The following is a 13,902-nucleotide window of genomic DNA, read 5'->3' as shown; positions in this document are numbered from 1 at the left end:
ACTTAAAGGGTGCGCCGCTTATTTTAGCGTGTCCGATAAATCGCATCGATGGGGTTTACTCCCAAACCGATTGGCTTAAATCACCGGCCGGAACCCTACTATAGGTGTTGCTAATTTTCTACTGTGGTTTAATCTGCATCCGGCACTGATAACGCTGTCTGGCTGATTAAACTCTAACCCACAGAGAGGAACCATCCATTTATCATGTTGTCGGATAGCTAAATAATCCTTTAATATGGATTTAGAATGATTTCAGCACTCGAAAGGGGGGGTTGTGCGAGTTAAAAATTTATCCAAGGGGCCACGTGCGGCAAAGGTATGTGCGTTGAGCGCCGCGATGTTCCTGTCACTGGGCGCGTCACATGCATGGGCATTCTCGCTCGATGACGTGGCCAAACAGGCCAAGGATCTGGCAGGAAAGGGATTTGAGGCACCAAAAAGCAACCTACCTTCCCAGTTCCGGGAAATGAAATTTGCTGACTACCAGCAGATTCAGTTCAACCATGACAAAGCCTACTGGAACTCGCTGAATACGCCGTTCAAGCTGGAGTTCTACCACCAGGGCATGTATTTCGAATACCCGGTGAAAATCAATGAAGTCGCGGCCGACAAGGTCAGCGAGATCAAATACAACCCGGACTACTTCAACTTCGGCAACGTCAACCATGACGCTGACGCGGTGAAAAACCTCGGCTTCGCCGGGTTCAAGGTGCTCTATCCGCTCAACAAAGCCGACAAGAATGATGAGATCATGAGCGTGCTGGGTGCCAGCTACTTCCGCGTCATTGGCAAGGGCCAGGTCTATGGCCTGTCGGCGCGTGGCCTGGCCATCGACACCGCGCTCGCCTCCGGCGAAGAGTTCCCGCGCTTCCGCGAGTTCTGGATTGAGCGCCCGAACCCGGACGAGAAGCACCTGGTGATCTATGCGCTGCTGGACTCGCCGCGCGCGGCCGGGGCCTACCGTTTCGATCTCTATCCGGGCAGCGATACCACCGTGGATGTGCAGGCCAAGGTCTACATGCGTGACAAAGTGGGCAAGCTGGGCATCGCCCCGCTGACCAGCATGTTCCTGTTTGGCCAGAACCAGCCCTCCCCGAACATGAACTACCGCCCGGCGCTGCATGACTCCGACGGTCTGTCGATCCATGCTGGCAACGGCGAGTGGATCTGGCGTCCGCTCAATAACCCGCGCCACCTGTCGGTGAGCACCTATACCATCGAGAACCCGCGCGGCTTCGGCCTGCTGCAGCGTGGCCGCAGCTTCGCGCAGTATGAGGATCTGGATGACCGCTACGACCTGCGCCCGAGTGGCTGGGTCGAGACGCATGGCGACTGGGGCAAGGGCCGGGTCGAGCTGGTGGAGATCCCAACCGCCGACGAAACCAACGACAACATCGTGGCCTTCTGGTCGCCGGAGAAATTGCCGGATGCTGGCCAGCCGCTGGACTTGAGCTACCGCCTGCACTTCACCCGCAATGAGGAGGCGCTGCACGCGCCGGATCTGGCCTACGTCAAGCAGACCATGCGCTCCGCGGGCGACGTGAAGCAATCCAACCTGATCCGCGAGCCGGATGGCAGCATCGCGCTGCTGATCGACTTCGCTGGCCCGGTGCTGAAGGCGCTGAAGGAAGATACCCCGGTTGCCTCGCAGATCAGCGTGAACGACAACGCGGACATGGTCGAGAACAACGTCCGCTATAACCCGGTCACCAAGGGCTGGCGCCTCACCCTGCGCGTCAAGGTCAAGGATCCGAAGAAACCTGTTGAGATGCGCGCTGCGCTGGTCAATGGTGACAAACCGTTGAGTGAAACCTGGAGCTATCAGCTGCCTGCCAATGAATAAGTCAACGCCTTTACCTCATCAATATATTGAGGCGCTGCCCCTCTCCGCGGAGGAGAAGGGCGCGCTCAGCGGCCAGGCTGACGCCTTGCCGGAGCTGCACCGCCGGCTGGGCGGGGCAGGGGAGGGCCTGCCGTCAGACGACGCGCCGCTGGCCTCGGTGAAAACCCGTCTGGAGCAGGCCTGGCCAGATGCGCTGGACGGCGGCAAGCTGCTGGACGCCGACGCGGAAGGCCGCACCACCCTCAAGGCGATGCCGCCGATCAAGCGCGCCAGCATGTTCCCGGAAGCCTGGCGCACCAACCCGCTGGCACGTTTCTGGGACTCGCTGCTGGGGCGTGGCAACATGCCGCAGGCCCCGCTCTCTAAAGAGATGGCGGAGTCCGAGAAGCGCTGGCGTACCGTTGGCACGCTGCGTCGCTACATCCTGCTGGTGTTGATGCTGGTACAGACCGGCATCGCCACCTGGTACATGAAGACCATCCTGCCCTATCAGGGCTGGGCGCTGATCGACCCGATGGAGATGGTGAATCAGGATCTGATGCAGTCGGTGCTGCAACTGCTGCCTTATGTGTTGCAGACCGGCATTCTGGTGCTGTTCGCCATCCTGTTCTGTTGGGTTTCGGCCGGTTTCTGGACGGCGCTGATGGGCTTCCTGCAACTGCTGATCGGCAAGGATAAGTACAGTATCTCCGCCTCCAGCACCGGCACTGAGCCGCTGGACCCGGCGCAGCGCACCGCGCTGATCATGCCTATCTGTAATGAGGACGTGGACCGCGTCTTCGCTGGCCTGCGCGCCACCTATGAGTCGGTGAAACGTACCGGCGATCTGGCGCACTTTGACGTCTACATCCTCAGTGACAGCTACGATCCTGATATCTGTGTCGCCGAGCAGAAGGCCTGGCTGGAGCTGTGCCGCGAAGTAGAGGGCCACGGCAAGATCTTCTACCGCCGTCGCCGTCGCCGCGTGAAGCGCAAGAGTGGTAACATCGATGATTGGTGCCGCCGCTGGGGCAAGGACTACAGCTACATGGTGGTGCTGGATGCCGACAGCGTGATGAGCGGCGAGTGCCTGACCGGGCTGGTGCGCCTGATGAATGCCAACCCGCACGCCGGTATCATCCAGTCCGCGCCGAAGGCGTCGGGCATGGACACCCTCTATGCGCGCCTGCAACAGTTCGCTACCCGCGTCTATGGGCCGCTGTTTACCGCGGGCTTGCACTTCTGGCAGCTGGGCGAGTCCCACTACTGGGGGCACAATGCCATCATTCGCGTGCAGCCGTTCATTGAGCACTGTGCGCTGGCGCCGCTGCCGGGCGAAGGCTCTTTCGCTGGCTCCATCCTCTCCCACGACTTCGTGGAAGCGGCCCTGATGCGCCGCGCTGGCTGGGGCGTCTGGATCGCCTACGACCTGCCGGGCAGTTATGAAGAATTGCCGCCGAACCTGCTGGATGAGCTGAAACGTGACCGCCGCTGGTGCCACGGCAACCTAATGAACTTCCGTCTGTTCCTGGTGAAGGGGATGCACCCGGTGCACCGTGCGGTGTTCCTGACCGGCGTAATGTCCTACCTCTCCGCGCCGCTGTGGTTCATGTTCCTGGCGCTCTCCACCGCCTTGCAGGTGGTGCATACGCTGATGGAGCCGCAGTACTTCCTGCAACCACGCCAGCTGTTCCCGGTGTGGCCGCAGTGGCGGCCGGAGCTGGCGATTGCGCTCTTCTCCACCACCCTGGTGCTGCTGTTCCTGCCGAAGCTGCTGAGCGTGGTATTGATCTGGGCCAAAGGTGCGAAAGAGTATGGTGGCGGGTTCCGCCTGCTGATCTCCATGCTGCTGGAGATGCTGTTCTCGGTGCTGCTGGCCCCGGTGCGGATGCTGTTCCATACGGTGTTTGTGGTCAGCGCCTTCCTCGGCTGGGAAGTGGTCTGGAACTCGCCGCAGCGTGATGATGATGACACCCCTTGGGGTGAAGCATTCCGCCGCCACGGCTCGCAGATGTTGCTTGGGCTGGTGTGGGCGGGTGGCATGGCCTGGCTGGATCTGCGCTTCCTCTGGTGGCTGGGGCCGATCGTCTTCTCGCTGATCCTCTCGCCTATCGTGTCGGCGCTGTCGAGCCGCGCGACGCTGGGCCTGAAGAGCAAGCGTGCCAAGCTGTTCCTGATCCCGGAGGAGTACGATCCGCCGCGTGAACTGGTGGCCACCGACGAGTACCTGCAACATAACCGTGAGCGCGCGCTGCGCAACGGCTTTATGCACGCGGTGGTGAACCCCTCCTTCAACGCACTGGCGACGGCGATGGCGACCTCACGTCACTATACCCGCTCGGCGATCGAGCACTGGCGTCAGGAGCGTCTGGCACAGGCGCTGGCAACCGGCCCGGCCAAGCTTGGCAAGGCCGATCGTCTGCTGCTGCTGAGCGACCCGGTGCTGATGGCGCGCCTGCATCAGGCGGTCTGGAGCGATCCGGCCCAGCATACGCAGTGGCGTGAGTACTACGCGACGCTGCCGCACAACCCGCTGGCGTTCCCGAAAGCGGGCTGATCCTGCCTGATTTTCCTCCTGAAAAGCGGAATGCGTAAGCATTCCGCTTTTTTTATCCACAGTTACTCGCTTATCGGCATAAAAAGACTAAACGGTCGGGCAAAAGCTCTCTAATATTCACGCCCCTTATAATGATAAGAGTAATTATATGTCTTCTGATTTATACACCATCCTTCGCGCACTCAAGCAATTTGTGCTGTGCGCTGTGGCTGTCGCTTTAGTCAGCACCTTGTTATTCATCGATATTATTTGGCTGCATAACGCGGTAAAAGAGGTCTCCCTGACGGAGATCGCCCAAGAGACACTGCTGGGATTGAGCGCCCTGATCTTCTTCCGTTTGGCGCAGCGCCACCCGCAGTGGCGTTATGGCTTTGTACTGCTGGGCGGCTTCCTGCTGACCATGCTGATCCGCGAACTGGATGGGGTGTTTGACCTGATTGTCCACGGCTGCTGGGTCTACTTTGCCCTGCTGGTGACAGTGCTCTGTCTGCTTGGCGCGGCGCGCAATATGGCCTCCACCCTGTCAGGGCTGGCCTGCTTTGTCCGCTCCCGCAGCTACGGCATCATGCTCTGCGCGCTGCTCTGTATCCTGCTCTTCTCGCGCCTGATGGGGATGCACCAGATCTGGGAAAATGTGCTGCTGGATGGTTATGTGCGCACCGCGAAGAATGTGGTGGAAGAGGGGACGGAGCTGTTTGGCTATACGCTCTGCTTTATCGCCAGCCTGCAATTCATGCGCGCGCTGGCGCGTCGCTGATTTACACTCCCTTAACTTTGCCAGCGGCGCGGCAGGGTGCGCCGACATGCTATGCTAAGGGCATCAGGGCCGGCGCACCGCGCCGGCCAAAGCCCGGTCAATACAGTGAGCATAACGTGAAGGTCAATCTCTTTCTGCGCATCGGCGTGGTGGTGCTGGCGGCGGCCAGCCTGAGTGGGTGTGGCAGCATCATCAGCCGCACCATGCCGGGGCAGGGGCATGGCAACCAGTACTATCCCGGCGTCCAGTGGGATCTGCGTGACAGCCGCTGGCGCTACGTCACGGTGATTGATGTGCCGCTCTCAATGATTGTCGATACCTTTATGCTGCCCATCGATGCCCGCCACGGCCCCTACGAATAGCGGCCGCGACGGCAGTGGGGCTTAGCGCTCGTCCCACTCATCGGCGGCGGTTTTGCCCTCTTCGGTGTCCAGCGGTGGGTCAAGCTGGAACTCGCCCTCATCCCACTCGTGCAGGGTGTTCTCCTCCTGCCACTCCTGGCGCAGCTCCTCCTCATCAAAATCGCCGTCATAGATAGCCTGTGCCGCCGCGCCGCTGCGGAACGGCAGGCCCTCTATCGCATCGCCCTCATCCAGGAAAAACTCCGCCTGCCACATGATGTCGCCATCCTGCAACACGTACTTTTGCAGGTTGAACTGCTGCGGCGGGGGCACTTCCTCATCGGCGAAGTCATCCGCCAGCGCTTCCAGGTACTCTTCGCGGGCAGTCTCAAGGGCTTCTTCCAAGGTTGCGTACATGCTCATAGTTGGCCTCCATCAATGGCATGGTTGCGCCGCGTCGGCGCAGTAAAAGGGAGATACCGGTTAAGTGTTGTCGGTGAAACCAAGGATGCAAGTTTTTGGCCGGGCGAAAACGAATAAAATTTTTTATTCTGCGGCCGGGCGGCAAGGTGTCGATATTGCACTATTTTATCAGGTGAAAATTGAGCGATCCGCCCAACGCCGGGCCGGGCATCTGGGCGAAATCGCGCCCGGCCCGATCACTTCAGCAAGGCCCGTTTCGGCGCGCGTTGCAGGCTCCACCAGGAGTAGAAGGCGTTGAACAGCACCACGCAGGCGGTCACGCCAAATACCGCGCGGAAACCGTAGCCCGCTGAGACTGCCGCCCCCAGCAGCGGCCCGGTGACGTTGCCAATGTCGCGGAACGACTGGTTATAGCTGAAGATGCGGCCCGCCACCTGGCTGGTGCTGTTGTAGATCAGCAGCGTCTGTACCGCTGGCAGTAGCGCGCCATCGGCGGCCCCCAGCAGGAAGCGCAGGACGCCGAGCTGCCACGGGGTCTGCACAAAGGCCATTGGGATTAAAATCACCACCGACAGCGCCATCATCGCCACCAGAATACGCTCCGGGCCGATGCGGTCGCCAAGCTTGCCGAGGCGCGGGGCGCTCAGCAGCGCCGCCACCCCCGGCACCGAGGCGATCATGCCGCTGATAAAGGCCAGGTTCTGCGTCTGGCCAGCCAGTTCGCGCACATAGAGCGTCAGGATTGGCGCGATAGAGCCAGTCGCCACCTGGATAATCAGGGTGGTGACGAACAAGCAGAGCACCAGTTTCGGATCTTTCAGCGAGGCCAGCACCTGCCGGGCATTGAGCATGTCCTTCTTCAGCACCGGCACGAACTGCTCTTTGATCAGCAGCAGCGTCAGGATAAAGCAGAGGAACAGCACCAGCGCGGTGATGTAGAACACCGGGCGCAGGCCATAGCGGTCAGCCAGCAGGCCGCCGATCAGCGGGCCAATCAGCGCCCCGCTCACCGCGCCGGTGGAGAGGGTGCCAAGCGCCCAGCCGCTGCGGTTGCGCGGCACCTGGGTGGCGATCAGCGCGTTGGCGTTCGGCACAAAGCCGCCCAGCAGCCCCAGCACCGCCCGCAACGCCAGCAGTTGCCAGATGTTTTGCGCCAGCCCCATCAGCACCATCACAATCGCCATCCCCAGCGCTGAGCGCAGCAGCATCAGCTTGCGCCCCTTGCGGTCGGCCAGCCCGCCCCAATAGGGCGAGGCCACGGCGGAGAACAAGAAGGTGATGCTGAAGACCAGCCCAGACCACATGTTCAGCGCCTCATGGCCCTGCACGCCCAGCACTTCGATATAGAGCGGCAGGAAGGGCATCACCAGACTGAAGGCGGCACCGGTCAGAAAGCAGCCCAGCCAGGCCACTGCGAGATTGCGTTTCCAGTTGATGGGTTCAGCCGAGGTCATAGTGTCCCACAGTTAAGGAGGTGGAACCGCCGTGTCAGTCGCCTGCCGGCGGAGGGTGAAAAACAGACAGGAAAACAGTATGGGCTTGATTGTGCAGGCATTCAACCTGCCGGGCGGGAAAAACGAGGGGGAGACCGGCCAGCCTGATGCCAGCCGGGGGACGTTACTGGCCTTGCAGGGCGGCCAGCGCCTCCTGGGTGCGGGTGACCGCCAACTCGGTCACCTCATAGTCGGCCACGGCCTGGAACGGGTCTTCCGCCAGAATGCGCGCCAGTTCGTCACGGTCGACATTTTGCACCATAATCACGCCGCCACTGCGCGGCACCTTGCGGCCAGCGGCCAAAAACACCCCCTGCGCAAAGTAGCGGTCGAGCCAGTCGATATGGCCCGCCAGGTGGGCATCCACGGCGTCGATGGGCTGGTTATAGGTGAGGCTGACAATATACATGGTCTTATCCTTACGGCATGAAAAGCACCCGGCCGGGGCCGGGCGGGAAACGTCAGTAGAGCGACGGTTGCCCCTCCGGGCGGGTCTTGAAACGGCGGTGCAGCCACATGTACTGGTCAGGGGCCATCAGGATCGCCTCCTCCACCACCTGATTCATGCGGGTGGCGGCCGCCAGCTCACTCTCCAGCGGCATATCCTGCACCTTCGGCAGGATGTGCATCTCATAGCCCTTGCCATCCGGCAGGCGGCGCGGCACAAACGGGATGATGGCCGGCTTGCCCATCCGCGCCAGCAGGTAGGTGCCGGTAGTGGTGGCGGCATCCGGCACGGCGAACAGCGGCGCGAACACGCTGGCGCGCGGGCCGTAATCATGGTCTGGCGCATACCAGATAATCTCGCCCTGTTTCAGGCTGCGGATCATGCCCTTCAAATCCTTGCGATCCAGCATACTCTTGTTGGAGCGGGTACGGCCCCAGGTCTGGATCCAGTCCATCAGCTTGTTGTCATGCGGGCGGTAGACGCCGATGCCGGGGTTATAGATGCCGAAGATGCGCGCCCCCAGCTCCAGCGTCAGGAAGTGGATGCCCACCAGCAAGACGCCCTCTTTATCAAGGTGGGCCTGTTTGATGTGCTCATCGCCGGTGACGGTGAACCAGTGGCGCACCCGCCACTCCGGCCAGAACCAACCCATGCCGGTCTCGAACAGCCCCATGCCGACCGACTCAAAATTTTTGCGTACCAGCTCGTCGCGCTCGTGCGCTGGCATGTCAGGGAAGCAGAGCGTCAGGTTGCGGTGGGCGATGTGCACCCGACGTTTTAAAAAGCGCATGGAGAAGCGTCCCAGCGCGGTGCCAAGGCGGTAGATTACCGGGTAGGGCAGTAGCACCAGCAGGTAGAGGATGCCCAGCCCCAGCCAGGTGGGCCAGTAGCGTGGATGCAGCAGGGATCGGTTGAAGGTTGGAAGGTGCGTCATAATTTCTCTGCTTTATTGTGTTACGACGTAACAATCATGGATCGGGCGTCCCGGCCTGCGGAAAACAAACCTATGGCGGCTCTCCGTGGCACAAGGCTTAAGGGCAGGCGCAGGGACAGGATGCAGTAGGGATCAATGAACGTATTCATCCACTACATTGTTAATCATTGTGCCATTATTCCCGGCACAGGTGAAAATCGACCGCATAAAAGATTCATTTTGCCAGAAAGATGCGCAGATTAGCGGCGATTTGCACGCTTTTTCGGCCATCAAGGCAGCTTGGCGGCGGGCTGGCTGACCCGCCGCCGGGCAGGGTTATTTGTCGTTGAACAGCCCTTTCAGCGCGTGGGGTTCCGAGCGCTTGTACTGGTCAGGGGCAATCGCCTTCGCGCCCAGACGGGCAGCGGCGTGCCACGGCCAGCGCGGGTCATACAGCATACCGCGCGCCAGCGCCACCAGATCGGCCTGGCCGGTGGCGACAATCGCCTCCGCCTGCTCTGGCTCGGTGATCAGCCCCACCGCGATGACCGGCATCTCGACCGCCTGACGGATGCGATCGGCAAAAGGCACCTGATAGTTCGGGCTGACGGCAATCTTCTGCGCGGTGGAGTTGCCGCCGCTGGAGACGTGGATGTAGCTGCAACCCAGCTCATCCAGCGCTTTTGCCAGCGCCACGGACTGTTCCAGATCCCAGCCGCCGTCCGCCCAGTCAGTGGCGGAGATGCGCACCCCAATCGGTTTTTCTGCCGGGAAGGCGTCACGCAGCGCCTGATAGATCTCCAGCACCAGCCGCATACGGTTTTGCAGCGAGCCGCCATACTGGTCATCACGCTGGTTGGAGAGCGGCGAGAGGAACTGGTGCAGCAGGTAGCCGTGTGCCGCGTGCAGCTCCAGCAGGTCGAAGCCCAGCCGGTCAGCGCGTTTGGCGGCGGCGACAAAATTGGCCTTCAACTCCTCAATGCGCGCCAACGACATGGCTTCCGGCGTCTCATCCTTTTCTGGGTTATAGGGAATGGCGGAGGGGGCAACGGTTTTCCAGCCACCTGGCTGGCCCGCCGGGATGGAGCCGCCGCCCTCCCACGGACGCTGGCAGGAGGCCTTGCGGCCTGCGTGGCCCAGCTGGATCCCCAGTGGAATGTCGCTATTTTCGCGGATGGCCTTCACCACGCCGGAGAGCGCCTGCTCCGTCTCATCATCCCACAGCCCCAGATCCTGCTGCGTGATGCGGCCCACGGCCTCTACGGCCGTCGCCTCCACAATCAGCAGACCAGCACCGGAGAGCGCCAGATTGCCGAGGTGGATGGTGTGCCAGGAGGTGGCCTTGCCATCGTCAGAGGAGTATTGGCACATCGGTGCGATGACGATACGGTTGGGAAGCGTCAGGGAGCCAAGGTGGTAGGGGGTAAATAGCTGACTCATGGGTAACCTCGCTTGTCTGGCGGGGAGGGGCGGGCCTCCCCAAAGGTGAATGTTTTACAATGAAACGATAACAAGGCTTATCGCTTTTCCTCATTACGTCAACCCATTGTCCAGCAACATTTTGTTTCGGCGTGCCTATTGCCGGAAAAGCCAGCATTCATTGGTTCTGATGATGTTTTAGCAAAAACTATCATGTATCATACGGCCGCCGTTTTCGCCCCCGCGGCGACTGCTGGCCCGATTCATACCAAATATCTCAGGAACGTACACCATGCCAGTGTTACATAACCAGATTTCCAATGAAGAACTGAAGGCGCGCATGTTGGCCGAAACCGAGCCGCGCACCACCATTTCGTTCTACAAATATTTCACCCTTGACGATCCCAAGGCGTTCCGTGACGCACTCTATCTGGCGTTCATCGCGGAAAAGGTGTTCGGCCGCGTCTATATCGCCAAAGAGGGCATCAATGCCCAGATCAGCGTACCGCAGAGCCGCGTAGAGGCGTTCAAGCAGGCGCTGTTCACCAGCCACCCGGCGCTGGATCAGGTGCGCCTGAACATCGCGCTGGAAGACGATGGCAAATCATTCTGGGTACTGCGCATGAAGGTACGTGAGCGCATCGTGGCCGATGGCATTGAGGATGAGACCTTTGATCCCTCCAACGTCGGCGCGTACCTGAAGGCCGATCAGGTCAACCAGATGATTGACGATCCCAACACGGTGTTCGTCGACATGCGCAACCACTACGAGTATGAAGTGGGCCACTTCAGCAACGCCCTGGAGGTGCCCTCTGACACCTTCCGCGACCAGCTGCCGATGGCGGTAGAGATGTTGCAGGAGCAGAAAGAGAAGAACATCGTGATGTACTGCACCGGCGGTATCCGCTGCGAGAAGGCCAGTGCCTACATGCTGCACCACGGTTTCAAGAACATCTACCACGTCGAGGGCGGGATCATTGAGTACACCCGCCGCGCCCGCGAGCAGGGGCTGCCGCTGAAGTTCATCGGCAAAAACTTTGTCTTTGATGAGCGCATGGGCGAGCGGGTGTCGGACGATGTGATTGCCCACTGCCACCAGTGCGGCACCTCCTGCGACACCCACACCAACTGCAAGAATGACGGCTGCCACCTGCTGTTCATCCAGTGCCCGCAGTGTGCCGAGGCCTTTGAGGGCTGCTGTAGCGAGATCTGCTGTGAAGAGCTGAAGCTGCCGCCTGAGGAGCAGCGCGCGCGCCGTGCCGGCCGTGAGAATGGCAATAAGATTTTCAACAAATCGAAGGGCATGTTGCGCCCACGCCTGCACATCCCGGCGCCGGACAACAGCGACGCCTGATAAGACGAAAAAGGCCACCCCACGGGTGGCCTTTTTTATGGCGGCGGCCTTATTTCGGCCTGACCCCTTCCAGCGAGATGATCAGCTCCACATTCTGTGAGGCCGGGCCAAGCTTGGTATTGATATTGTAATCCTTCAGCGCGAACTCGCCCTCGGCCTCAAAGCCAGCGCGGTAGCTGCCCCACGGATCATCCCCCTGGCCAATCAGCTTGGCTTCCAGCGTCAGCGGCTTGGTCACGCCATTGAGCGTAAAGTCACCGGTGATCTTCAGCTCGTCGCCATCCTTCTCCACCTTGGTGGAGGTGAAGGTCGCCTGCGGATACTTGCCGGTATTCAGGAACTCCGCGCTGCGCAAGTGCTTGTCACGCTCGGCATGGTTAGTGTCCACGCTGTTGGTATTGATGGTCACGTTCACCTTGTCAGCGGAAGGGTTCTGCTCATCAAAGGTGAAGTTACCGTCAAAATCATTGAAGCTGCCATAGATCCAGCTATAGCCCAGGTGCTTGATGCGGAACTGCAAGAACGCGTGCTGCCCCTCTTTATCAATCTTGTAGTCAGCGGCCACGGCCGCCCCCGCGCTCATCATCAGGGAGGCGAGGGTCACGCCCAGAACGCTGCGCTTAAGCAGGTGGGTCATCGTTGTCATAACATTCTCCATGTATCCAGTAGGTAACGCGTTATCAAGAGAGGCGGCGACCCAGCATCCGTTTGAGGGTGTCATCGCGATCGATAAAGTGGTGTTTCAGCGCAGCCAGCGCATGTAGCACCGAGAGGATCACCACGCCCCACGCCAGCCAGAGGTGCAGGTCACCGGCCAGATCGGTCTGGGTGGCGTCGAGGCTAAACAGCGCTGGCACGTTAAACCAGCCAAAGACGCTAATGGGCTGGCCCTCCGCGGTGGAGATCAAATAACCGGTGACCATGATGGCAATCAGCCCGGCCAGCAGCAGCAGGTGCGCAGCTGTGGCGGCCATCCGCGTGAGCGCGCTGTAACTGCTGAGCGGCAGGGGCGGCGGCGAGACAAAGCGCCACAGCACGCGGAACAGCATCACGATAAACAGCAGGGTGCCGATGCTCTTATGCAGCTCTGGTGCCCGGTGATACCAGGTATCGTAGTAGCCAAGTGTCACCATCCATAATCCGAGGGCGAACATGCCATAAACCACCAGCGCCGCCAGCCAATGGATCACAATACTGGTATGCCCAAAGGCATGGGTATCATTGCGGAATTTCATCATCGACCTTTTGCTTGCCGACAGGGGATTTTCCAGAAAATAGTCATCAGCCAAATTAAAAGCAACAATTATTTCTCAAATGAAATAATCAGATAACTTTATTCATCTTTTTTGACCGGTATATGGGAAGGTTATTCAATGCCATCGGTTGAGTGAGGGTGGAAATAGCGAGCAGGAAAAAAATCGACACCGGCGCTCGCCGTTATTAATGTCAATTAACGTTATTCATACGTCAGTTTTATTCAGGAAGTGTCAATATAACCAAAGTGATTTGACCCAATGGGAAGATAACGGGCAGCGGCGGCGATCCATTGCCCATCACCCTGGGCGGTTAGGGAACCAAATCATAATCCAGGTAAGCCAGCAGCGGATTATCTGTCAGGCGGCGATAGGCGGGCGGGAAGATCACATACTTAAGCATCGGGTAGAGGGAACAGAACTCCAGCCGGTTGCGCACCGCCAGCTTCTGGGTGGCGTGACGCTTGTGCACGTACACCGTACGGCCGCAGATCCCCAGTTGCTGGGCGATCTGGTGGTTGGTCTTCTGGTGGTCTATCCACAGCACGATCACGGCCAGCTCCTGCCGGGTAAAGAGATAGCCGTTGTTGGTATAGGTGATAAAGCCACCTGGCTGGCATGGCGCGGTCAGCATGGGGAGCAGAGCCGTCAGGCCATGTTTGTTCATCAGCGCCACCCGGCCAGAGAGCGGAATCGGGGCCGTTGAGGTGGGATAGGGGGCATCAAGGTAGATGTAGACCCGCGCCGGGCCGCACAACAGGAAAAAATCCGCCAGCGAAGGAAAAGGGCCGCTGCAACGGCAGTGGTGGGTCAGGTTTACCAGCACCACATCAAAGAAGGCGCCGCGCAACATCGGGAGGGCCTGTTCAGGGGAGGCGGCCTGCTGGAGGGTAATATGGGGATAATCTGCCAGGAAACTGGATGTGCCGAGAAAGGTATAGGCACAACTATCAACAATAAGTATTCGCATTCTCTGCTCACTCGTGGGCAATACATGAATGTCCATTTTCATCAGTGCGCAAAAATAAGCAGAACCTCCCGCAACGTCAATTCAGAAAAAGAGGGGCGTCACCCCTGCAAAAGCCGAATATATTCTCTAGATAAATACAGGCAAAGAATTAA

The 13,902-nt window shown here is 59.7% G+C and carries 13 protein-coding genes; 5 read left to right on the top strand and 8 right to left on the bottom strand.

Annotated features, from left to right (window positions below; genetic code table 11):
• Positions 1–337: 337 nt before the first annotated feature.
• From C1N62_RS10375 to C1N62_RS10360, 4 genes are all read left to right on the top strand, one after another.
• A complete protein-coding gene (locus tag C1N62_RS10375; RefSeq protein WP_137764978.1) occupies positions 338–1,843 on the top strand; it encodes a glucan biosynthesis protein G in 1,506 nt (501 codons plus the stop codon).
• Positions 1,836–4,379 (top strand): glucans biosynthesis glucosyltransferase MdoH, encoded by a 2,544-nt coding sequence (gene mdoH / locus C1N62_RS10370; RefSeq protein WP_137763563.1) that lies wholly within the window; start codon positions 1,836–1,838, stop codon positions 4,377–4,379. The genes C1N62_RS10375 and mdoH overlap by 8 nt, the downstream gene beginning before the upstream one ends.
• Before the next feature lie 148 nt (positions 4,380–4,527).
• Positions 4,528–5,136: a hypothetical protein gene (locus tag C1N62_RS10365; protein WP_137763562.1), complete on the top strand. Its 609-nt coding sequence runs from the start codon at positions 4,528–4,530 to the stop codon at positions 5,134–5,136.
• Between the two features lie 116 nt (positions 5,137–5,252).
• Complete coding sequence (locus tag C1N62_RS10360) at positions 5,253–5,498, top strand: YceK/YidQ family lipoprotein (RefSeq protein WP_206057747.1); 246 nt, start codon at positions 5,253–5,255, stop codon at positions 5,496–5,498.
• A gap of 21 nt (positions 5,499–5,519) precedes the next feature.
• Here the strand turns inward: C1N62_RS10360 and C1N62_RS10355 are convergent, their stop codons facing one another.
• The 5 genes from C1N62_RS10355 to C1N62_RS10335 form a co-directional block, all read right to left on the bottom strand.
• Positions 5,520–5,900: a MysB family protein gene (locus tag C1N62_RS10355; protein ID WP_137763561.1), complete on the bottom strand. Its 381-nt coding sequence runs from the start codon at positions 5,898–5,900 to the stop codon at positions 5,520–5,522.
• 236 nt (positions 5,901–6,136) lie between these two features.
• Positions 6,137–7,354 (bottom strand): multidrug efflux MFS transporter MdtG, encoded by a 1,218-nt coding sequence (gene mdtG / locus C1N62_RS10350; protein ID WP_137763560.1) that lies wholly within the window; start codon positions 7,352–7,354, stop codon positions 6,137–6,139.
• Positions 7,355–7,517: 163 nt separating this feature from the next.
• Positions 7,518–7,802 (bottom strand): YciI family protein, encoded by a 285-nt coding sequence (locus C1N62_RS10345; protein ID WP_137763559.1) that lies wholly within the window; start codon positions 7,800–7,802, stop codon positions 7,518–7,520.
• A gap of 52 nt (positions 7,803–7,854) precedes the next feature.
• Positions 7,855–8,775 (bottom strand): Kdo(2)-lipid IV(A) acyltransferase, encoded by a 921-nt coding sequence (locus C1N62_RS10340; protein ID WP_137763558.1) that lies wholly within the window; start codon positions 8,773–8,775, stop codon positions 7,855–7,857.
• A gap of 315 nt (positions 8,776–9,090) precedes the next feature.
• Positions 9,091–10,194: an NADH:flavin oxidoreductase/NADH oxidase gene (locus C1N62_RS10335; protein WP_137763557.1), complete on the bottom strand. Its 1,104-nt coding sequence runs from the start codon at positions 10,192–10,194 to the stop codon at positions 9,091–9,093.
• Between the two features lie 271 nt (positions 10,195–10,465).
• Between C1N62_RS10335 and C1N62_RS10330 the strand changes: the two genes are divergently transcribed.
• On the top strand, positions 10,466–11,527 hold the full coding sequence (locus tag C1N62_RS10330) for a rhodanese-related sulfurtransferase (protein ID WP_137763556.1): 1,062 nt from the start codon (positions 10,466–10,468) through the stop codon (positions 11,525–11,527).
• A gap of 49 nt (positions 11,528–11,576) precedes the next feature.
• On the opposite strand, the gene C1N62_RS10325 is transcribed toward C1N62_RS10330, so the two are convergent.
• From C1N62_RS10325 to C1N62_RS10315, 3 genes are all read right to left on the bottom strand, one after another.
• The gene (locus C1N62_RS10325; RefSeq protein ID WP_137764976.1) at positions 11,577–12,164 is read right to left on the bottom strand and encodes a YceI family protein; all 588 of its coding nucleotides are present in this window, start codon (positions 12,162–12,164) and stop codon (positions 11,577–11,579) included.
• A gap of 43 nt (positions 12,165–12,207) precedes the next feature.
• On the bottom strand, positions 12,208–12,762 hold the full coding sequence (locus C1N62_RS10320) for a cytochrome b (protein WP_137764975.1): 555 nt from the start codon (positions 12,760–12,762) through the stop codon (positions 12,208–12,210).
• A 331-nt stretch (positions 12,763–13,093) separates the two neighbouring features.
• Positions 13,094–13,750, bottom strand: a complete 657-nt coding sequence (locus C1N62_RS10315; protein WP_168195848.1) for a response regulator transcription factor — start codon at positions 13,748–13,750, stop codon at positions 13,094–13,096.
• Between the last annotated feature and the right edge of the window lie 152 nt (positions 13,751–13,902).

The sequence above is a fragment of the Nissabacter sp. SGAir0207 genome (genome assembly GCF_005491205.1).
Classification (GTDB): Bacteria; Pseudomonadota; Gammaproteobacteria; order Enterobacterales; family Enterobacteriaceae; genus Chimaeribacter.
The sequence above is the reverse complement of the archived record's forward strand: the minus strand, read 5'-3'. Positions and strand labels throughout refer to the sequence as shown.